The organism is Pedobacter sp. GW460-11-11-14-TSB4 (genome assembly GCF_059423705.1).
In genome coordinates this window covers 31,143-52,310 of sequence record NZ_JBWKYI010000008.1, presented here as the reverse complement: position 1 = coordinate 52,310, position 21,168 = coordinate 31,143, and the positions used below count along the sequence as shown (strand labels likewise).

At 38.4% G+C, this 21,168-nt stretch carries 18 protein-coding genes; 10 read left to right on the top strand and 8 right to left on the bottom strand.

Annotated elements, in window-relative coordinates; all coding sequences use genetic code 11:
* The 7 genes from AC07YT_RS10250 to AC07YT_RS10220 form a co-directional block, all read right to left on the bottom strand.
* Entirely contained in the window at nt 1–1,503 is a 1,503-nt protein-coding gene (locus AC07YT_RS10250) for a RagB/SusD family nutrient uptake outer membrane protein (protein WP_086546811.1), read from the bottom strand.
* Nucleotides 1,504–1,509: 6 nt separating this feature from the next.
* On the bottom strand, nt 1,510–4,653 hold the full coding sequence (locus tag AC07YT_RS10245) for a SusC/RagA family TonB-linked outer membrane protein (RefSeq protein WP_494945301.1): 3,144 nt from the start codon (nt 4,651–4,653) through the stop codon (nt 1,510–1,512).
* Between the two features lie 563 nt (nt 4,654–5,216).
* Entirely contained in the window at nt 5,217–5,993 is a 777-nt protein-coding gene (locus tag AC07YT_RS10240; RefSeq protein WP_086546813.1) for a helix-turn-helix domain-containing protein, read from the bottom strand.
* 127 nt (nt 5,994–6,120) lie between these two features.
* On the bottom strand, nt 6,121–6,330 hold the full coding sequence (locus tag AC07YT_RS10235; protein WP_086546814.1) for a S1 domain-containing protein: 210 nt from the start codon (nt 6,328–6,330) through the stop codon (nt 6,121–6,123).
* 105 nt (nt 6,331–6,435) lie between these two features.
* The gene (locus tag AC07YT_RS10230) at nt 6,436–6,633 is read right to left on the bottom strand and encodes a cold-shock protein (RefSeq protein WP_086546815.1); all 198 of its coding nucleotides are present in this window, start codon (nt 6,631–6,633) and stop codon (nt 6,436–6,438) included.
* A 4-nt stretch (nt 6,634–6,637) separates the two neighbouring features.
* Entirely contained in the window at nt 6,638–6,826 is a 189-nt protein-coding gene (locus AC07YT_RS10225; RefSeq protein ID WP_086546816.1) for a cold-shock protein, read from the bottom strand.
* A gap of 726 nt (nt 6,827–7,552) precedes the next feature.
* On the bottom strand, nt 7,553–7,777 hold the full coding sequence (locus AC07YT_RS10220; RefSeq protein ID WP_086546817.1) for a cold shock domain-containing protein: 225 nt from the start codon (nt 7,775–7,777) through the stop codon (nt 7,553–7,555).
* 430 nt (nt 7,778–8,207) lie between these two features.
* Between AC07YT_RS10220 and AC07YT_RS10215 the strand changes: the two genes are divergently transcribed.
* From AC07YT_RS10215 to AC07YT_RS10205, 3 genes are all read left to right on the top strand, one after another.
* Nucleotides 8,208–10,916, top strand: a complete 2,709-nt coding sequence (locus tag AC07YT_RS10215; RefSeq protein WP_086546818.1) for a PQQ-dependent sugar dehydrogenase — start codon at nt 8,208–8,210, stop codon at nt 10,914–10,916.
* A gap of 325 nt (nt 10,917–11,241) precedes the next feature.
* Nucleotides 11,242–11,877 carry an HAD family hydrolase gene (locus tag AC07YT_RS10210; protein ID WP_086546819.1) on the top strand — a complete coding sequence of 212 codons (636 nt, stop codon included), beginning with the start codon at nt 11,242–11,244 and terminating at the stop codon, nt 11,875–11,877.
* An 8-nt stretch (nt 11,878–11,885) separates the two neighbouring features.
* Nucleotides 11,886–12,206 (top strand): Mpo1-like protein, encoded by a 321-nt coding sequence (locus tag AC07YT_RS10205; protein ID WP_029279495.1) that lies wholly within the window; start codon nt 11,886–11,888, stop codon nt 12,204–12,206.
* A gap of 438 nt (nt 12,207–12,644) precedes the next feature.
* Here AC07YT_RS10205 and AC07YT_RS10200 read toward each other — a convergent pair whose 3' ends face one another.
* A complete protein-coding gene (locus tag AC07YT_RS10200; RefSeq protein ID WP_086546820.1) occupies nt 12,645–13,829 on the bottom strand; it encodes a proline dehydrogenase family protein in 1,185 nt (394 codons plus the stop codon).
* 94 nt (nt 13,830–13,923) lie between these two features.
* Between AC07YT_RS10200 and AC07YT_RS10195 the strand changes: the two genes are divergently transcribed.
* The 7 genes from AC07YT_RS10195 to aroA all read left to right on the top strand — a co-directional run bounded on the left by AC07YT_RS10195 (nt 13,924) and on the right by aroA (nt 21,091).
* The gene (locus tag AC07YT_RS10195) at nt 13,924–14,130 is read left to right on the top strand and encodes an RNA-binding S4 domain-containing protein (RefSeq protein ID WP_029275915.1); all 207 of its coding nucleotides are present in this window, start codon (nt 13,924–13,926) and stop codon (nt 14,128–14,130) included.
* A complete protein-coding gene (gene aroB, locus AC07YT_RS10190; RefSeq protein WP_086546821.1) occupies nt 14,130–15,188 on the top strand; it encodes a 3-dehydroquinate synthase in 1,059 nt (352 codons plus the stop codon). Before AC07YT_RS10195 ends, aroB begins: the two co-directional genes overlap by 1 nt.
* A gap of 1 nt (nt 15,189) precedes the next feature.
* Nucleotides 15,190–16,152, top strand: coding sequence for a sterol desaturase family protein (locus AC07YT_RS10185; RefSeq protein ID WP_086546822.1), 963 nt, complete (start codon nt 15,190–15,192; stop codon nt 16,150–16,152).
* Between the two features lie 366 nt (nt 16,153–16,518).
* Complete coding sequence (locus tag AC07YT_RS10180) at nt 16,519–17,136, top strand: hypothetical protein (protein WP_086546823.1); 618 nt, start codon at nt 16,519–16,521, stop codon at nt 17,134–17,136.
* A gap of 361 nt (nt 17,137–17,497) precedes the next feature.
* Nucleotides 17,498–18,331 carry a prephenate dehydratase gene (locus AC07YT_RS10175; RefSeq protein ID WP_029275918.1) on the top strand — a complete coding sequence of 278 codons (834 nt, stop codon included), beginning with the start codon at nt 17,498–17,500 and terminating at the stop codon, nt 18,329–18,331.
* Nucleotides 18,332–18,458: 127 nt separating this feature from the next.
* Nucleotides 18,459–19,598 carry a chorismate mutase gene (locus AC07YT_RS10170; protein ID WP_086546824.1) on the top strand — a complete coding sequence of 380 codons (1,140 nt, stop codon included), beginning with the start codon at nt 18,459–18,461 and terminating at the stop codon, nt 19,596–19,598.
* A 224-nt stretch (nt 19,599–19,822) separates the two neighbouring features.
* Nucleotides 19,823–21,091, top strand: a complete 1,269-nt coding sequence (gene aroA / locus AC07YT_RS10165; RefSeq protein ID WP_086546825.1) for a 3-phosphoshikimate 1-carboxyvinyltransferase — start codon at nt 19,823–19,825, stop codon at nt 21,089–21,091.
* The last annotated feature ends 77 nt before the right edge of the window (nt 21,092–21,168 follow it).

The window sequence follows — 21,168 nt, the reverse complement described above, 5'->3', positions numbered from 1 at the left end:
CTATTTGTTATAGTTAGGATTCTGTTTTAACGCCGGATTATTCTGGATCGCAATGGAAGGTACCGGCCATAAATAATCTTTATTGGCATCGAAGAGGCGGCTATCAATCCTTGCCCCTGCGCTATTGGTAATATTTCCGTTTAATAACTGATCGGCTATCCTCCACCTGCGTATATCGTAATAATACAAACCTTCGCCTGCCAGCTCTACTCTCCGCTCGTGTCTGATCTCTGCCCTCAATTCTTCCTGACCTAAGGTAGATGGAATATTTGGCATCTTCGCCCTTGCCCTAATTAGGTTTAAAGCATCAAAAACCGATTGATCTGGTCCGCTGTCTTCATTTTTTGCTTCGGCGTACATCAGGAGCACATCAGCATAACGAAGTAAAATTAAATTTAACTCTGATGTTCCGCTGGTTGGTGCGGCCACAGGTTTTTCATTGTCTTTAAAAATAGTGTATTTTTTTAATCCGTAACCTGTACTCGGGTATTGAATTGCGGTTACGGTAGCACCTTTAAACTGCGTACCTGGTAAAATTACAGTAGCCTGCAATCTGCTATCGCGGTTTTCGAAAGGTTTTGCGGCATTATAAACGGCAGAACTGTTAATCGGCTTACCATCCGTTGCGTAATAGGTATTAACCAGATCGGGCAAAGGTGCTGAACCCAATTGCTGATCTAAACTGATATCGAGTGAATGGGTAAACTCCGGATATTTGTATTGCACATCAAAAATAACTTCTGCATTGCCTTCATTTTCCAGATAAAACAAGCCGCGGTAATCCGGAAATAAACTGTAGGTTTTTAAATCGATAACGGCTTTTGCAGCTTCTGCAGCTTCTTTCCAACGTTTGGCATACAACAAAACCCTCGCCTTTAAAGCCAAAGCCGCACCACGCGTAGCCCTTCCTTTATCTACACCTGAGTAGGTTAAAGGTAATACGGTTCCTGATGAAGCTTCGGTTAAATCTTTTAAAATCTGCGCCAGCAACTCATCGGCAGTGTTTCTTGGCAAATTGGCCTGCGTTTCGTAATTGGTGGCATCGGTAATTAATGGTGCACCACCAAACAGGTTCCAAAGGGGAATATAATATAAGGCGCGGAGGTATTTGGCTTCTGCTTTATACCTTTCTTTTAAAGCGCCGTCCATATTTACTTTATCGATATTGGCCAATACGTTATTGGCCCTGCCTATACCTTTGTAACTGCCATTCCAGGTTTCGTTAAAATAACCCGTTGCCGCGTTGTGCAAGCCCCTCGAAATGATGTTATAATCGTTATTATACTGATAGGTATTCGGACTTAAAGCATCCAGATAAATGGAATTGGCCGCATAAACATTATAGTAAATTGCTGCATAGGTTCCGTTCAGGGCAGCTTCTGCCTGAACTTTTGTATTCCAATAGGTGTCTTGTGTAAAACGATCTGTTGGCGTTACATCCAGATAATCTTTACAGCCAAACAGGAACACCGAAATTAATATGAATAGAATATATTTTTTCATGACCGGTTATTTAAATGATACATTAATTCCCGCACTAATTGTTTTTGCATTTGGGTATTCAATCAGATCGGCCCGGGTTAAATTCCTTTCCGGATCGCTAAACTTGAAGTTCGAGAAGGTTAAATAGTTTTGTGCATTCACAAATACCTTTAACACATCAATGCCTGCTTTATTGAGCCATTTATTGGGAAAGGAATAACTGATCTGCACATTTTTCAACCGGAGATAAGAGGCATCTCTTACCCAAAAACTCGAAGTCTGAAAGTTTTGAGGGTAGCCATTCGATGTCGTTAAACGCGGTAAAGAAGCGCCAGTATTGGTAGGCGTCCACGAATCGGTAAGCCAGTCTTTGGTTACACCTGCGCCATTTTTAAATGGCTGTGCTAAATTTCCGGTTAAGTAGGTATCCACATCCTGCAAGCCCTGGAAGATGAAACTGAAATCCCACCTCTTATAACCAAAACCACCTGAAAAACCGTAAACAAATTTTGGAATACTATTACCGATGACCACACGGTCGTTATTATCGATCACTCCATTGGCATCTACATCTTTATATTTCAAATCGCCGGGAACCGTACCTGCATTTTGAAAAGCGTGTGCTTTCACTTCTTCTGCGCTTTGAAAAATTCCTTCGGCCTGTAGTCCAAAAAAGCTGTCAATTGGCGATCCTTCCTGAATAATGGTATTACCGCTATAATATTTCTGGCCGTTTACATTGGTGACTTTGTTTTTCACATAGGTAAGGTTCGCGTCGATGTTGTAGCGAAAATCTTTAACAGAATCTTTAAAACCCAGTGTGATTTCAAAACCACGGTTATTTACCGCACCGATGTTTTTTACAGGTCCGGCTAAATTGCCTACCTGCCCCGGAACGCTGATCTGTCTGAGGATTTTCGAAGTCTGTTTATCAAAAAAATCGACTTCAAAAGTCAGCTTGTTTTTAAAGAAACTACCTTCTAAGCCGATATCGCTCATGGTGGTGGTTTCCCAGGTAATGTTAGGGTCGCTTAGCTGCGTAATGGCCGCGCCACTTACAATGGTTCCGTTAAAATTGTAATTCTGTCCCAGGGCAATGGCATCTACATAACTGAATAAGGGTACATTCTGATTACCCAGCTTACCATATGATGCCCTAAGTTTTAAGTTGCTAAAAACATTTAAATTTTTAATAAAATCTTCTTCACTGGCTCTCCATCCTGCTGAAAAGGAAGGAAAAAAGCCCCACCTGTTGTCTTTAGCAAATCGTGACGAACCATCATACCTGAAATTGGCCTCGAACAGGTATTTTTCATTGTAATTGTAGTTGAAACGACCAAAGTAAGATTGTAATCTAGAAGCGCCCGAGGTACCGGTCACCTGTGGTGATGTGCTTCCGGCATTGAGTTCGGTTAGGTCATTGCCCAGATAACCCTCATTATAAGCAGAGAAATTGCTGTCATCAAAACGTTCTAAACTAAACCCTGCCAAGGCACCAAAATGGTGTTTATCAAGTGAACCTTCCCAGTTTAAGGTATGAAAATTGGTAATATTGATATTGTTCTGGCTGATTTGTCTAACTCCTCGTGCCGGTGTATTGCCAATTGGGGTTACTACTCCGGTTTTGGGGTTGGTTAAATTAATAGCCGGATAAGAATATTTGTTGATACCATAAAGTAAGTTAGCACCTAAGGTGGTTTTATACCTGATGTTAAATGGCAACTGATATTCTAAAAACACATTGGCCAGGGTGCGGTACTGGTTATTTTTATTAAAACCTTCGTTCGCCAGGGCAACGGTATTCCTGAAAAAGTTATGTCCGGGTACCCTTATCCATTGATCGGCATAAGTACCATCCTGTGCATAGGGTGTTTGAAAAGGCAAACCACGATAGGTTAACCCCATTAAACCGCCCTCGCCATTGCCATCATCGGCGCTATAGGCACTTTCTTTACTATTCCAAAAGTTAGCAGTCAAACTTGCACCCACCTTTAGGTTTTTGGTGATATCAGAGCTGATATTCGAATTTAAGGAATAACGTTTACCCGAAGAGGCGATTAAAATCCCATCCTGATCTAAATAACCCAGTGAAATGGAAAAAGCTGTTTTTTCTGATCCGCCGGATATACGCAGGTTATGTTCCTGTATGGCAGCATTGCGGAACATGATATCGAACCAGTTGGTATTTGGATAAATAAAGGGATCGGTACCGTTTCTAAATTCGTTAATCAATGCGTCGCTACTTTCGGCAGGCTTGCCTTCATTAGCCAGGGCACGGTTTTTACCGATCATATAATCGACCGTATTGGTTACCACATCGGGAAACTGCGTGGCTTTTTGCGAACCTGCGTAAAAGTTATAATCGATAGAAAATGTTCCTTTTTTACCGGTTTTAGTCTTTACTAAAATGACGCCGTTTGCGGCACGGTTACCGTAAATGGCAGCAGATGCGGCATCTTTTAAAACGGTTACACTTTCAATATCGTTTGGATTAACATCGCCCAGGGGGAATTCAACACCATCAACCAGCACCAAAGGGTTGTTGTTATTCAATGTACCTGCCCCACGGATGCGAATGGTTGCGGCATCAGCCCCAGGACGGCCTTTGGTTTGATTGGTAAAAACACCAGGTACATTTTGAAGTGCCTGGGTAGCATTGGTAATGGGTCTGTTGGCCAATGTTTTGGCATCTACAGTGGCTAACGATCCGGTCAGGTTAATTTTCTTCTGTGTGCCGTAACCTACAACCACCACATCATCCAGCGGATTATAGTCTTCTACAAGTTCTACCGTAATCTGACTTTGGGTAACCACCACCTCGGTTTGTTTATACCCAACAAAATTAACCAGTAAAGTAAAGGGGAACTTTTGTCCGGTAATTAAACGAAACTTCCCTTCCCTATCGGTTGAGGAACCGTTGGTTGTACCCTGAATTTTAACTGATGCACCGATTAAGGTTTCTTTGGTTTTTGCATCAATTACAGTTCCCGATAAGGTGGCATTAATGGTAGGTTCTGATGGGTTTTGTGCCTGCGAAAACAGTGGAGAGCATAAAAACAGCACAGGTAATAAAATACGGCAGGTTTGCCGTATGCCCAACCGAAAATTGGACATCATACTTCGTAAAGCCAGATCCCCTTGTACGGGATTGACTTTCTCAAAATTTTGCATAACTTTGAAATAGGTGATTTGATTGATTTGAAACAGGTGCAACGCCAATTGAATTCCTGTTTCGTTAATTTTGCCTGGGGAAAATACACTTGTATTTTCCTTTTTTGTTACTACACGAGTAGAAACAAACCATTATTTTTAAATCAACAGCAACAATACATTCTATTTACAGCGATAAATAAAGGGCCGGGTATGAGAACGGATTTCGTAAACTCTTGTTTCATAATGATTATATTTTTGGCAAATATAATTTTTTTCAAATAGACTACAAATTTACTAGACTTTTTATTTTTCCCACGCCAAACTGAGGCAGATACCCATTTGTAAACGCCGAAATACAGCTATGTAACATTATTAAGAATATTTTTTTTCTTTAGCCTGAGATTTTATAATTTAGCCGATGTAAAATTGGTGCGGCTGATAAAATAGCGTCAGTAAGCAAAACTTTACGCGTTAGGCGCGCAAGCAATTAATGTGGTGAGGTCTGGAATACCTGTCTTCTAGAAGAGATGAAATCAAACTGATGAACATTTCTTTGGCAGACGCACCAATTTTCATTCAACTTAGTTTTGGCGGCTAAACTGCAGTACCGATATGCCTTTGTGGCGTCTAAAACTGGTGCTAAAATTAGTGGTTTGCTCAAAACCCAATAGCTCAGCTATTTCATCAACAGTATAATCACTATGCAGCAGCAATTCTTCTGCTTCGCGCATAATCCGATCTTTGATCAGTACAGTCAGGCTTTTCCCAAGTACACGGTCTAAAAATTTATTTAATTTACCAGTACTCATCCCCATGCCTTCTGCATAAAACTGAATGGATCTTTCTTGTTTGTAAAATTGTTCTAAAATGGCCCTAAACCGCAACACCTGCTGCAAATCATCTAAGGTTAAGGCCGCAAGATAGCCATCTAAACCAGCCGTAAATCCAAGAAATAAGGATAAGTATTGTGCTAAAAAGGGCATATCCTTTTTAATATTGATTTCTCTTTTTAGCTGATCGAGTAAACTATACGTTTTAGTTGATTCTTGCAAATCGAGATCCCTGAAAGACAGATTTAAAAAGAGGTTCTTAGCCTGTGGATCTAAGTGCTGAAGTAAAAATTCGGCATACAATAAGCTACTGAAACTTAACCAGTAACCTGAAGTAATTTCTCCATCGATCCTGACCAGGCCTTCCTCAGGGATAAAAAAAATCCTGCCTTTTAACAGGGGGTAATCGCCAGAATTCATGCACAAAAAGCCATTCCCTTCGCGTACAATCAACATACGCATAGGGTATATTGCCTGCAACGCACGTTCTCTTTTAAAAAACCCGTTAATTGGCTCTAATTGTATCATAAAAACTTAAGGATAAACAACAGTAAGACCAAATTTATCAGATTTGGTTACAAGTTGCTAAATTAATTTATTATAATATTAAATGCTATCTGTAATACAGACGAAGAATCAAAGCATTAAACAATCATTAATCTTTCGGCTCAAGAATTAGCACATTTACTGCAATTGATAATGTTTGATGCAGTTCAAAAGAAACTTTTAACCCCCTTCTTGGATTAAATCCATTTATCGGGCCGCTTTGATAAAACAGAACTTCTTCTCCAATATCGCTCCTGATTTTCCCAAAGCCTTCAGTCTCATTATAATAATCTATTGTTCCCATTTCTTTTGCCTCCATTTTCGACGATTTGCGTTAACTATTGTATAGCTAACCCAAAAAACTGTGCCAAATAATAACAGAAGCCTATATAATATAAAAACAACTTTACAATAAATGTATTGTCTATGCAGATAACACCATCACCTGAACAGCCTCAATGCCACTTGGTGTAAATTCGATGTCAAACTGAACAATATTATTGGATTTTATCGGATCAATTACACCATGGGCAAAAACACTCACTTCTCTCCCTCCGTTTGATGGTGTGATACTGCCAACGCCTTCTTCCTGATTATAAAATTTTACGGTACCTAATCTCATAGAACTACTGAATCAGTTTTACATTAACCGCATTGGGTCCTTTTTTCCCCTGGGTGATTTCGAATTCTACCCGATCATTCTGACTTATTTTATCAGTTAAACCTGTAACATGAACGAAAACTTCTTCTCCGTTTTCTGTGATGATGAAACCAAATCCTTTAGATTCATTATAAAATTTTACTGTTCCTTGCATTTAATTTAGATTTTAATACAACAAACATACAAAAACTCAAAAAGGTTTTGGGAATTAAATCGATTTCTATACTAAATCTATAGATTAAGCAATAATTTGTGCTGATTTTGGAATTTAGACAAGCAAAGCGCATTTAAACAAAAAAGTCGCAGACTGAATCCACAACTTCCCTATTTTGATACCATACACTAAGCATTGATCAACTGGATTAAAATAAAAGAAAGGATATAATGAAGAAATTACCGGTATAGAAATCCCGATAGGCATACAACAAGGCATAGCAAGCGGTTAGCTTACATTGTTGCATAGTCAATCAATCCTAGTTATATAGGACTGTGTAATACCAGAAAGTGAAATCTTTTTTATTTGGATACCGAATTTTGCCGAATCATCAAAATAAACCATTCAAGGAGGAAAGTCCCTCCTGAAAAAAGTATTTGAAAATTGAACTAACCCTTTTTTCCACTAAAAATCACAACGAAAACACTAAAACCACCTAAAAGGAAAACTATTCCAAGAATCAAATTTACTTTATCGCCCATTCCGTAATTTACAGATTAAAATGACAATGACAATAGGCTGACACAAAATAATTCTAAAAAACAACTTAAAGTTGTACGATTATTAAATTAGCTTACATTTTTACGCAGTTGTTATAAGCTGATAACGAGCCAAAGGGAATGTTGAGCAGGAGATGATATGAGATTTAAAATCGAAAGCTGTGTATTAAATTAAGGTTTTGGGTCTGATCTTTAATTTAGCCACGCCCATGATGTTTTTAGCCACTACTCCTCTTTTGGTAATAGCGGTATCAAACTCCACTGTACTCCCAACATACAAACCTTTTGCTTTGCAATCTACTATATCAAAATAGATGCTTTCTAAAACTAAATATTGAGAGATCAAACCGAAACCTCTTTCTTTATTATAAGCTGTTATTACTCCAGTCATAGCATTATTTTTAGCGATTTTACCTATATAAAACTAACATTATCAACGCAATACCAATTCAACAGTAGAGATCCTGAAAGAAAAAATAGATAACCTTAATAAATTTGTTGATGACTGGATTTTGATTAAAAACGTTTTATAACATCCTTTTTTGATTTTCAGCATGAGCGAAGCCTTCCTTAATAAAATTAAACAGGCCCACATTACTTCCTGCTGTTTAAGTTACATAATCTTTACTTATTGTGAAAAAATTAACCCGATATCTTTAACGCAGTGATGTGCTTTATTTAATCATTGCTTCATGCTATAATTCAATCATTCATTAAATAATAACTAATTCTATTTTGACATTATTCGCATAAATTTTGATACAATACCACAGGCTATAAAACTATATCCTATATTTATTAAAAATCTCTGAACCAAATAAATGAAAACAACTTTTACCCTACTGTTATCTGCCCTTGCATTTGTATTTATATCGGCAACCACATTAAACAAAAACATTTACGAGAGCAAGGCTTTCGAATTTTTCACCAAATCTAAAATAGACACACCAGATCAAGATCGTTTTGTAAAAGTTACCCTCGCGCAGGGAGAATTTACAGAACCTACCGAAATGACCATCCTCCCTAACCTGGATATTTTGGTGGCACAGCGCAGAGGAGAAGTGTTGATTTATAAAAACCAGACTAAAAAAATTAAGGAGGCGGGTAAACTCGATGTTTATTTTAAAACCTCTGTACCCGACGTGAATGCTGAAGAAGGTTTACTGGGTATGGCTGCAGATCCGAAATTTGCAGTTAATCAATACATCTATCTTTTCTATAGTCCGTTTGATAAATCGGTAAATCGATTATCCAGATTTAAATTGATAAACGATCAGATTGTAAAAGAATCAGAAAAAATCATTTTAGAATTTTATTCTCAACGCGAAATCTGCTGCCATACCGGAGGATCTATTGCTTTTGGATCGGATAATTTACTTTATGTTTCAACAGGTGATAACTCTACTCCTTTTGATGTACCCAAACAACAATATGTGAACAAAGGTTATGCCCCGCTCGACAATAGAAAAGGTTTAGAACAATATGATGCCAGAAGATCGGCCGGAAATACCAACGATTTAAGAGGCAAAATTTTAAGGATCAAAGTAAATGAAGACGGCACTTACAGCATACCTGATGGCAACCTTTTTTCTAAAAACGATCCAAAAGCCAGACCAGAAATTTATGTAATGGGCAATAGAAACCCTTACCGCATTTCGGTAGATCAAAAAAACAACTTTTTGTACTGGGGAGAAGTTGGTCCCGATGCCAGTAATGATGACGCTTTAAGAGGCCCAAGGGGTTATGATGAAGTTAACCAGGCTCGTAAAGCAGGTAATTTTGGCTGGCCATTATTCGTCGGTAATAACTATGCGTATAAAGCTTACGATTATACCAATGGCGCCAACGGGAATGCATTTGATCCTGAATCGCCTATCAATAACTCCCCAAACAATACGGGTTTGGAAAAACTTCCGGCGGCACAACCGGCATTTATCTGGTATCCTTATGGTGCATCGAAAGAGTTTCCACAGGTGGGTGCAGGTGGCCGTACAGCAATGGCTGGTCCGGTATATTATGCTACAGCAAACTCACCCTACCCGGCTTATTATAACGGCAAGCTGATTATTTATGAATGGGTACGTGGATGGGTTAAAGCGGTAACCATGAATGCACAGGGCGATTACCTGAGCATGGAGCCCTTTATGGCTAAAGTTTCTTTAGCAGCACCTATTGATATGGAATTGGGACCTGATGGAAAAATATATGTCCTTGAATATGGTAAAGGCTGGTTCACCAAAAATCCTGATGCTGCCATTACCCGAATCGATTACCTGAAAGGTAACCGTCCGCCAACAGTTGAAGACCTAAATATTGCAAAAACAAGTGGCCTGCTTCCCTATAAGATGACAGCAACAGTTACCGCTAAAGATCCTGACGGAGATGCTTTAACTTATATCTGGAACCTGGGCAAAGGAGTAACCAAAACAACCACTATACCAACCATACAGCATACCTATACCAAAGCAGGCGAATATCCGTTAAGTGTTACGGTGATGGATAAAAGTAAAGCTTCAGCAAAAAGCCAGGTAATTCCGGTTTTTGCAGGCAACGAACACCCTAATGTGAATATAGATTTAGCCGGTAATAAAAGTTTTTATTTCCCGAATAAACCCGTTGATTACAAGGTTTTAGTGAGCGATAAGGGCGCAAAAGTAAATAATAGCCGCATTTATATTTCCAATACCTATACCGAAGGAAGCGATTTAGCTGGAGCACAATTGGGCCATCAGCAGGCAGCACAAACCCTTGTGGGTAAAACCATAATGTTAAAATCTGATTGCAGCACCTGCCACAAAGAAGCTGCTGTTTCCATCGGACCTGCGTTTAACAAAATTGCCGCAAAATATAAAAACGACAGCAAAGCGGTTGATTACCTGGCTTCGAAAGTGATTGCGGGCAGCCATGGTGTATGGGGAGAAGTACCCATGCCGGCACATACCACGATGAAAGAAGCTGAAGTGAAAAAAATTACAGAGTGGATTATGACTTTGGGTAACAAGGAAGCCGTTAAGGCATCACTCCCAACTTCTGGCAAAATTGTTCCGCCAGCAGCTACCGATAAAAAGAAATCGGTACTTACCTTAAAAGCAACTTATACCGATGCAGGTGCTGCAGGTTTAAAACCTTTAACCACGACCAATCTCATTAACCTTAAAAGCAGCGTAATTGATGCGGACGACATTAAAGATTTTGGAGGCTTTCAGCGAAAAGATGTTTTTGGTGGAGAAAAACTGGTATTAACGAAGGATAATGGCTGGTTAGCCCTCAAAAATATCGACTTAACCGGTATTTCTGGCTTTGGTTTCTCATTCTTAAACCTTGATCCGGGTGCTGATGGAGAGATCGAAATCAGATTGGATGACAGCAAAGGCATTATGATCGGAAAATCTACTTTTAGAAAAAGTATACCAATCAACATGCTTTCGGATGGAAAATTTCATTCCATTTATTTTGTGTTCAAAGAGTTAAAAACAAGTGATAAAAAAAACAGGCCAATTATTCAATCGATAACGGTAGAGCCTAAATAATATAAATCATTATGGAGTTGTTGTCAGTCTGAGCTTGTCGAAGACCTTTTGATAACGAAAACAAAAAAACATTTGTCCTTCTACAGGCACAGGATGACAATGTTTTGTTTTCTCCTTAATTTAACAACATTGGCTGGGAATCTTAAGATAAAAAAAACACTAAAGCATTAAGGTTCCCAATCCAGTTGGGAATGATGATATCGCAAATTATGAAGCCCGAAACTTATCGACTATAGGTTTCGGGTTTTTTATTGTAAAAAAACTTCGTTTAATACACTTCATTAAACCAGCAATAATATCTTTGCAGCAAATCAAGATGATTTCCATGCAAAACATTAAAAACATTATTTTCGATTACGGAAACGTAATATTTGATATCGATTTCAGAATTGCTCAGGCATCTTTTCAAAAATTGGGCATCACCGATATTGAGAATTTCTTTGCCCATAAAGCACACAATCAATTATTTGATGATTTTGAAACCGGGGCAATTTCTCCTGCCGAATTTAGGGCTGGAATTAGAAGGGCGGCAGGAAAACCTGAATTAACCGATCAGCAGATTGATGAGGCATGGAACAGTTTATTAATTGGCACCATTCAGGAAAACCACGATTTACTGCTTGAAGTAAAAGAAAAATACCGTACTTTTTTGTTAAGCAACAACAACGAAATCCACTACGACTGGATCATTGATTACCTGAAAGCAACTTTCCAGATCAATAATTACGATGCTTATTTTGAGAAAGCTTATTTCTCTCAGCACATGAAACTGCGCAAGCCCAATACCAATATTTTTGAGCAGGTATTAAAAGAAAACAATCTAAACCCGGCCGAAACCTTATTTATCGACGATAGTCCGCAACATATTGAAGGTGCTAAAAAAGTGGGTTTAAATACCCTATTGATGACCGAAAAACCTGCTCAACTGGGGGCCTTTTTAAAAGCAAATGGAATTTTGTAAATTAGTATATGTCAGAAAAAAAGTTTAAGTCGCTAAAAGAGTTCTACCCTTTTTACTTGTCAGAACATACCAATACCACCTCGCGTATTTTACATTTTATCGGGACCGGATTGGTTTGTCTTGCCTTTTTTACTGGTTTTCTTTTTCACAACTGGCATTTCTTTCTCGCCATACCTGTATTGGGATATGGTTTTGCCTGGGTTGGACATTTCTTTTTCGAGAAAAATAAACCCGCTACTTTTCAATATCCCGGTTACAGCTTAGTGAGCGATTTTATTTTATTCTACGACCTCTTAACTGGCAAACAATCTTTTGTGGTGAAGAAATAGTTAGTAGTTTTCAATTGACAATTTTCAGTTCGCAGCATCTATTGACTACCCTGGCCTGGAGCGAAAGAGGACTTGGGAAGTTTAAGCCATAGATTTCAAAATCTACTACCGCTCAACCTAAACTCGATTGAAGCGGCATCCTTTTTGGCTGTCACCCTGAGCGTAGTTGAAGGGCAGCCAAAAAGATATAGCGCAAAGCGAGACTGTACGTCCCGAAGAACTACTGCATGCTCATTTTCAAAAAAATAATGGATTAATAAGATGCTGAACTAAATTACCTTCGGTGAGCTCGCTTAAGGCTCGGTTTACTTCGTAGCTTTCCACTTCGTTACAGGTCAGCATGACGATACGAAAATAAAAAACAGCTGGCAATTTCCAGTCAGCAGTTTCTATTACCGCCCAAAACTGAAAATTTCCAACTGTTAACCGAAAACCGAACTACAGTTTCCTTCTTTTTAATTCTCTTTCAATCAAACCTAATTCACGGCCTGTTTGTCCGGCAACAGATGTATTTTCTTGTGCCCTTCTGAACAAATAAGGCATTACCGCTTTAATCGGTCCATAAGGAACATATTTGGCTACATTATAATTCGAATCGGCAAGGTTAAAGCTTAAGTTATCGCTCATCCCCAACAACTGGGCAAAATAAACATGCGGGTGATTGTGTGTAATATTCTTTTCCTCTAAAAGATATGTCAATAAACGGCTGCTATCTTCATTGTGCGTTCCGGCCACAATGGCAATTTCTTCAATATGATCTACACAATAACGCAAAGACTCATTGTAGTCACGGTCTGAAGCTGCTTTATCTGGCTGAATTGGCGAAGGATAACCCATTTCTGCTGCGCGTTTACGTTCTTTTTCCATGTAGGCCCCACGAACCATTTTCACACCGAGAATAAAACCATCTGCTTTAGCAATTAAATGATCAGCTTTCATATCGGCCAGCTTATCATGACGGTACATTTGATAGGTATTGTAAACAATAATGCGTTCACGGTTAAATTTACGCATCATATCCAGGGCCAATTCATCAATTGTATCCTGAATCCAGGTTTCTTCCGCATCGATCATAATGGGAACCCCTTTATCGAAAGCGGTCTGGCAAATCTTCTCGCAACGTTGTTTCACCTTTTCGTACTCAGCTTTTTCGCTGGCATTTAGCGTTTCTTTAGCGTCCAATTTCTGCAACAAGGCAAAACGACCAATTCCGGTGATTTTGAAAACGGTAATCGGGATTTTGACATCGCCATCAGCGCGCATAATGGTGCGGATAATTTCGGCACAGGTTTCATCAAAAACCTGCTCTTCTTCTTCTCCTTCTACCGAATAATCTAAAATGGTACCTACACCACCTTTATGTAATTGTTCAATGGCTTTATCACATTCGGCAATGGTTTCGCCACCACAAAATTGCTGAAAGATAGTTGCTTTTATTGCGCCCTGAATGGGTAAACCGATATTTAAAAAGAAATTGGTAATGGCAGGACCAACTTTGGTAAGAAAATTACTGCCAATCATTTTAAAAAGCCAGTAAGCTTTTTTTAGTTCGCCGTTTGTTTTTTGTCGGAAAGCGACTTCCGTATTATCGAAATTTGGTTGCTTGTTGGGGGATAAATCCATTTTTTATCTATAATTAAGTCAGATTGGTGCAAAATTATAAAAAGCATTGATTGTTAAAACTAAAAACCTCTAAATAATCGTATTTTTGCAGAAAATGATACAATTCAAATTAGAAGGCGAATTTATTCCACTCATCCAGCTGTTAAAAGCAAGCGGATTGGTTGGCAGTGGCGGCGATGCCCAAACCGTTGTTGAAGATGGTTTAGTAAAAACAAACGGCGAGGTCGAATTCCGCAAACGTTATAAGGTTAGGGTTGGCGATATTATTACTTTTGGCGAAAACAAAATAGAAGTTATTTAATGAAACCACTAACCAGCGCAGGTCACACCCTATATTTCGAAAGTAGTTTAGCCGCACTAAAAACACTTTTAGAAAGCAACAAATACAGTAAAGTTTTTGTACTTGCTGATGAGCATACCAGCGAAATCTGCTTACCGCTTTTTCAGTCGCTTTTAGATGATTTTTCTGAATTTGACCTGATCGAAACTTCGGCAGGTGAAGAAAACAAGAATATTGATTTTTGTATCGGCATCTGGAAAACGCTTTTAGATTTTGAGGCCGACCGCAAAAGTTTAATGATTAATTTAGGTGGCGGTGTAATTACCGATATGGGCGGATTTATTGCCTCTACCTACAAACGAGGTATCGATTTTATCAATGTACCTACTACCCTTTTATCGCAGGTTGATGCTTCGGTAGGTGGTAAAACAGGAATTGACATCGACAATGTAAAAAACATGGTGGGTACCTTTACCTTGCCACAAATGGTTTTTATCGAAACCGCATTCTTAAAAACATTGCCACAACGCGAGCTTTTATCGGGCTTTGCCGAAATGATTAAACATGGCTTGATTTATGATAAGCCCTATTACGAAAAGTTAAAAGAAAGCAACTACTTAACCCCTTCTGCTGAAGACATTTATCGATCTGTAGAAATTAAAAACGAAGTGGTTACCATCGATCCGCATGAGAAAAACCTGCGTAAGATTTTAAACTTCGGCCATACCATTGGGCATGCCGTTGAAGGTTATTCTTTGGCTAATGACGAAAATCCGCTAACGCATGGTGAAGCCATTGCTATCGGTTTTGTTTGTGAAGCTGCATTATCGATTAAAAACAGTACGTTAACACAAGCGGAACTGAAAGATATTAGTGAATATATTTTATCCTTATATCCTAAATACCACATCAAAAAAGAAAGCTTTGATACGCTTTTAGAATTGATGCAGAGTGATAAAAAGAATGAAGATGGAAACATTCTCTTTTCGCTTTTAGAAACAACAGGCAAATGCACGTTTAACTGCCGTGTAAGCACTGCCGATATTTTGAGCAGTTTAGATTATTATAACAGTTTATAAAATGAAATTTACAGGAAGTGATATTTCTGTTGTTGGCCTGTTTGGTTTTGTAATCGTTTTAACCCTGGTTGAAATGTATTTCAGCTATGTGCACGACAGAAAATTATATACTAAACGCGATACCTGGACCAATATCTACCTGATGACGGCCGCTATTGTGATTAATTTAGCCACAAAAACAGGCACTTTTTTTCTATTGCAGTTCTGTTATCAATTCCGTTTGTTCCAAATTCCTAATATTTGGCTTTACTGGTTCGTTTTGATTTTAGCGCAAGACTTCCTGTATTGGTTTTTGCATACGGTTGGTCATTATGTACGCTTTTTCTGGGCCATGCATGTTACACACCACTCGTCTGAACATTTTAATTTAACCACTGGTTTCCGTTCAACTGTTTTCGAGCCATTGTACCGTGTTTTCTTTTATTTGCCACTGGCATTTATGGGTTTCACCGCGGTTGACATTCTTTTTGCTTACCTGGTGACCCAAATTTATGGTAATCTGGTGCATACGCAGTACAACATTAAACTTCCGAAATGGTACGGATATATTTTCGTTACCCCATCACATCACCGGGTGCACCACGCCAGCAATGTACGTTACCTTGACAAAAACATGGGCATGGTTTTAATCCTTTGGGATAGATGGTTCGGCACTTTCCAGGAGGAGTTACCTGAAGATGTGGTGAAGTACGGCTTAACAACCCAGCCTGAAGATACAGGTGCCGTTAACATTATTTTCCATGAGTTTGTTGCATTAAGTGCCGATGTTAAAAAAGCACCAACTTTTATAGATAAAGTGAAATACATTTTCAATCCGCCGGGTTGGAGCCATGATGGAAGCACCAAAATTGCTAAAATTATGCAGCGGGAATTACGTGAAGAGGAAGAGAAAAGGTATGAAGCGTTACAACAGAATAAAGTAAAAGGGCTCAACGACCGCGGAGAGTTAAGTTCTACCGGATAAAAAATAATCTAAAGGTCTGTGGCTCCACAGGCCTTTTTTGTTAACATCTTTTCTATGTTTTTTTTGCCACGGATGCACGGAAAAACACGGATGACGTTTTAGCACGATAAGGTGCTGTGATTATGAGGGGTAATTTATTTTAAACAAATAAATATAAATGACGTTTAAATATCAGCAAGTATATAATTCCCCTCTTTTAGAGGGGTGTCCGCAGGACGGGGTGTTCTATTTGCCCTAGCCAGACGGGCCTCTCTTTTTCTAATCACTTGCAGATGCTGAACGGCAAAGCATTCGATCTGTAATTAATAGATCTCACTTATGCATAACTTTAATTCGATATTTAGCATATTGCAGTAAATTATCGTCATGAAAAAACTAATGCTCTCGCTCCTCTCCATTTTCTTCCTCACACTCAGTGTTAAATCGCAGCAAATTAATAACATCAGGTATTTTGATATAGATAGTAAGGAAATCAGTAAATCAATCTTCGAAGAAAAACGGGCAAACCATGCTGTGCTGGATATTTCTGGTGATTCATTAAACCATCGTAAATTAATTAAAAGAGAAGAGCAGGGAAAAATCGGCAACCGTAAAGAACTCATTGCCCTGCTCCAAAATGCTTCGCATAAAAAGATCGACACTTTACAACAGATCGTCATCATCTATTATCCCGGACCGGATCCCTGCAATGCTAATGGCAATACCAGCTTCATCACATCAGCCTACAAGGAGATTGAAAAAGGCGTTAGAGACATCGCAAATGCCAAAACACTTTATATTTATAAAGACATTGCAGGCCTTGAGAAATATAAAAATGCCATTCCATGGATAAAAGATCCGGAACAAATTGTAGAAAAGACATTTTTTAAACACCCCTATCCTTGTAGCAGCTTTACCGTTATTTCGAAAGACGGCAGCTATTTCAGTTATTTTGGAGAATTTTATAGCGGTTTTGTGCTGGAAATCTCAAAAAAAATGCGGTAAATAATCTCGGTCTTTACATGATTGATAAATTCGATACCTTAAGCACAAAGCATCTTTAACCATATAAAAATCCGTTTTTCAACCGTTTTAATCAACAAAAAGACCTATTAAGAAACCAGTTCATTTTAAACAAAATTAAATTTTATTAAAAATATTTTCAATTTCCTATTGACAAATAAAATTTTGTTACTACATTTGGCTCAACAAAAAAAAGAGATGCAAATTACAAACACATATTACTTTGGTTACTTTTACTATTTTAGTAAGAGCCGGGGCTAATATGCAAAAAGATATATAACAATATTAAAATGTATAAGAAAGTCCCGGCAAACAGCCGGGACTTTTTTGTTTTAACGCAAAAATGGAAACGACAAAACGAGTAGCAATTCAGGGTATTAAAGCATCTTTCCACGAAGAAGCTGCATACAAATTCTTTGGTAAAGACATTGAAACTGTTGAGTGTAATTCTTTTAAAGAAACCTGCGACAAGCTAGAGAAAAACGATGCCGATTTCGTAGTAATGGCTATCGAAAACTCTATCGCTGGCAGTTTATTGCCAAACTATACACTGATCCGTGATTTTGGTTTTTCGGTTGTAGGCGAAGTTTACTTACCTATTCAGTTGCACTTAATGGCGCTACCAGGCGTAAAATTTGAGGATATTAAAGTAGTTACTTCTCATCCCATCGCCATCCGCCAGTGTATCGATTTCTTTTACGATTATCCACACATTAAAATTGTAGAAAGCAACGATACCGCTGCCTGCGCTAAACGGATCCAGGAAGAGCAATTAACCGATACCATGGCCATTGCAAACAGTTTAGCTGCAGAACTTTACAGCCTGAACATTTTAGAACGCCGCGTAGAATCGAATAAAAAAAATTACACCCGTTTTTTAATCCTTAAAAAAGATAAAACAGACGAAGGAAAGAAAATAAACAAAGCATCAATCTGTTTTCAAGTTGGACACAAAGCCGGCTCGCTGGCCACAGTGTTAAATATCTTTGCAGAACAGGATGTAAGCTTAACAAAAATACAATCTATGCCGGTTTTAGGTAAGAGAAATGAGTATTACTTTTACGTCGATTTAGAATGGCCAAGTACTGAAAAATACGATAAAGCCATTAGAAAAGCATTAAAATATACATCGAACTTCAACATTTTAGGAGAATATCAGAAGAACGATAAAGTATAAAAAGTCGGGAGTCCGAAGTCAGGAGTCCGCAGACAAAGTGAGCATTCAAACTTGTAATAATAAAATAATTAAAATATAACTCCGGACTTCCGACTAGGAACTCCGGACTTTAAACAACCCCATCATCATGAAACTTAATTTAAACATCCAATCCTTAAACACCTGGTTAAACGTAAACAACGAACCATTAATCATTTCTGGTCCTTGTAGCGCAGAAACTGAAGAACAATTATTAACTACAGCGCATTTATTGGCTGCTACCGGTAAAGTATCGGTATTGAGAGCTGGTATCTGGAAACCACGTACCCGTCCGGGAGAATTTGAAGGTATCGGAAGTATCGGTTTAGAGTGGTTAAAACGTGCTAAAGCAGAAACTGGTTTACCAACAGCTGTTGAGGTTGCGAATGCAAAACACGTTGAAGAGGCTTTGGCAGCGGGTGTTGATATCCTTTGGATTGGTGCACGTTCTACTGTAAATCCTTTCACTGTTCAGGAGATTGCTGATGCTTTAAAAGGCCATGATGTTCCGGTATTGATCAAAAATCCGGTTAACCCTGATCTACAATTATGGATTGGTGCAATTGAGCGTATTAATGGTGCAGGAATTACTAAAATTGGTGCTATTCACCGTGGTTTCTCTTCATTCGAGAAAAGTTCTTTCCGTAACGAACCAATGTGGGAACTTGCTATCCAGTTAAAAACACTTTGCCCTGAATTACCAATCATCAATGATCCAAGTCACATTTGCGGTAACCGTGAGTTAATCCCTTACATTTCTCAAAAAGCATTAGATTTAGATATGCAAGGTTTAATGATCGAATCTCACGTAGATCCTTCAGTTGCCTGGACAGATGCTAAACAACAAGTTACTCCAGCAGCTTTAGCTGAATTGGTTGATCGTTTAACTGTTCGTGAACCAGAAGCACCAAACGAAGCTTTCGCTGATAAATTAGCTGATTTACGTAAATCAATTGATAAAATTGATGATGTATTATTGCAAAAACTAGGCGAACGTATGGCTATTGTAGAGAAAATTGGTGAATTTAAACGCGATAACCAGGTAACTATTTTACAGGTTAACCGTTGGGATGCCATCATTAAAAAAGGTCATGCTTTTGCAAAAGCTTTAAAATTAGACTTAAACTTTACCGAGAAATTCTTAGAATTGGTGCACGGTGAATCGATCCGTAAGCAAACTGAAATTATGAATGCCGGCAAAGCTGAACAAGGCATTGCTGCTGAGCAACATACTGAAGTTAAAGCATAATAAAGCTGGAAGGTTTAGCAGTTTAGGGTAAAACCAAATGCTTAACCCAAACTTGAAAACTGAAAGACGAGAGCTTAAAGCCGAGTTTAACAGTGGTGTCATGCTGAGCCTGTCGAAGGATTTATGATAATTTTCGGCAAACTCAATATGATATAAAAAACAAATATAATGTGGTGTCAGATGTTTCATCTGACACTTACATTTAAGAATAAAAACAGAATAAAATGTCGAAAAACGCCTTAGTTTCTTTTAAAGGAACCAAGAATATTAATACGGAAATCCAATTAACGGGCTCGAAAAGCGAATGCAACAGGGCTTTAATTATTAGCGCTTTAAGCAAGAAACTGGTTAAAGTTGAAAACCTTTCCAATGCTGCCGATACGGTAACCTTAAATGGCATTCTGAATAATCTTGAAGAAGAGTTAGAAGTAGAAATCCAGGAATCAAAAACAGTTGATGTTGGCCCTGCCGGAACCGCTATGCGTTTCTTATCGGCTTATCTTTCAGCTAAAAATGGCAATTTCTTACTTACCGGTACCGAGCGGATGAAACAACGTCCTATTGGTATTTTGGCAGAAGCCTTAAAAACAATCGGGGCTGATATTTCTTATGCAGAAGCCGAAGGTTTCCCCCCATTGAATATTGTTGGGCCCTTAAATCAAAAAACTGCTGAAGTTAAAATTAAAGGCGATATCAGCAGTCAATATATTTCGGCTTTGCTGATGATTGCCCCTATCCTACCTCAGGGTTTAACTTTAGAAATTGAAGGCGAGCTCACTTCTAAACCATATGTAGATATGACTTTAGATATGTTGGCTGAAGTTGGCATTGCACATTCCTGGAATGGAAATTCAATCTCCATTAAACCACAGGCTTTTAAACCCGGCACCTTGGTTGTAGAACCCGACTGGAGTGCAGCATCGTATTGGTACAGCATTGCAGCTTTAGCTGATGAAGCAGAAATTAGTTTACCTGCCTTAAAAGAAAAAAGTTTGCAGGGTGATAGCCAGATCAAAAATATCATGAAGATTTTTGGCATTGCAACCAGCAAAACCGATAATGGAATTGCGATTAGCAACTTAGGCCTTTCTTTAGATACAAAAGAAGTTTTAGACTTAAAAACCTGTCCTGATTTAGCACAAACTATTGTCGTTATTGCGGCAGCTTTGGGTAAAAACATGGCCTTTACAGGTTTAGAAACCTTAAAAATTAAAGAAACAGACCGTATTGCAGCCCTTCAGAACGAATTGGCCAAAATAGGTGTGACATTAACGGAAGACAACCTGGTGTATACACTAAACACTGACAATCTTCATTTCCCGGATAAAATTACGATTGCAACCTACGAGGACCACCGTATGGCAATGGCTTTTGCACCGCTTGCACTATTGATTAACGAAGTTGAAATTGAAGAAATGCAGGTCGTAGAAAAATCTTATCCGTATTATTGGGAAGATTTGAAAAAAGCGGGATTTGATGTTAGCATCAAGTAGCGAGAAGAAAGTATAAAGAACTAAGTATCAAGAACCAACTATTAAGATTGGGTGTTAAAATCCATTCAATAATTTAA

Excerpts from the sequence above, each read along its gene's own strand:
- AC07YT_RS10250 (WP_086546811.1), bottom strand. The coding sequence starts at position 1,503 with ATGAAAAAATATATTCTATTCATATTAATTTCGGTGTTCCTGTTTGGC.
- AC07YT_RS10245 (WP_494945301.1), bottom strand. The coding sequence starts at position 4,653 with ATGCAAAATTTTGAGAAAGTCAATCCCGTACAAGGGGATCTGGCTTTA.
- AC07YT_RS10240 (WP_086546813.1), bottom strand. The coding sequence starts at position 5,993 with ATGATACAATTAGAGCCAATTAACGGGTTTTTTAAAAGAGAACGTGCG.
- AC07YT_RS10235 (WP_086546814.1), bottom strand. The coding sequence starts at position 6,330 with ATGGAGGCAAAAGAAATGGGAACAATAGATTATTATAATGAGACTGAA.
- AC07YT_RS10230 (WP_086546815.1), bottom strand. The coding sequence starts at position 6,633 with ATGAGATTAGGTACCGTAAAATTTTATAATCAGGAAGAAGGCGTTGGC.
- AC07YT_RS10225 (WP_086546816.1), bottom strand. The coding sequence starts at position 6,826 with ATGCAAGGAACAGTAAAATTTTATAATGAATCTAAAGGATTTGGTTTC.
- AC07YT_RS10220 (WP_086546817.1), bottom strand. The coding sequence starts at position 7,777 with ATGACTGGAGTAATAACAGCTTATAATAAAGAAAGAGGTTTCGGTTTG.
- AC07YT_RS10215 (WP_086546818.1), top strand. The coding sequence starts at position 8,208 with ATGAAAACAACTTTTACCCTACTGTTATCTGCCCTTGCATTTGTATTT.
- AC07YT_RS10210 (WP_086546819.1), top strand. The coding sequence starts at position 11,242 with ATGCAAAACATTAAAAACATTATTTTCGATTACGGAAACGTAATATTT.
- AC07YT_RS10205 (WP_029279495.1), top strand. The coding sequence starts at position 11,886 with ATGTCAGAAAAAAAGTTTAAGTCGCTAAAAGAGTTCTACCCTTTTTAC.
- AC07YT_RS10200 (WP_086546820.1), bottom strand. The coding sequence starts at position 13,829 with ATGGATTTATCCCCCAACAAGCAACCAAATTTCGATAATACGGAAGTC.
- AC07YT_RS10195 (WP_029275915.1), top strand. The coding sequence starts at position 13,924 with ATGATACAATTCAAATTAGAAGGCGAATTTATTCCACTCATCCAGCTG.
- aroB (WP_086546821.1), top strand. The coding sequence starts at position 14,130 with ATGAAACCACTAACCAGCGCAGGTCACACCCTATATTTCGAAAGTAGT.
- AC07YT_RS10185 (WP_086546822.1), top strand. The coding sequence starts at position 15,190 with ATGAAATTTACAGGAAGTGATATTTCTGTTGTTGGCCTGTTTGGTTTT.
- AC07YT_RS10180 (WP_086546823.1), top strand. The coding sequence starts at position 16,519 with ATGAAAAAACTAATGCTCTCGCTCCTCTCCATTTTCTTCCTCACACTC.
- AC07YT_RS10175 (WP_029275918.1), top strand. The coding sequence starts at position 17,498 with ATGGAAACGACAAAACGAGTAGCAATTCAGGGTATTAAAGCATCTTTC.
- AC07YT_RS10170 (WP_086546824.1), top strand. The coding sequence starts at position 18,459 with ATGAAACTTAATTTAAACATCCAATCCTTAAACACCTGGTTAAACGTA.
- aroA (WP_086546825.1), top strand. The coding sequence starts at position 19,823 with ATGTCGAAAAACGCCTTAGTTTCTTTTAAAGGAACCAAGAATATTAAT.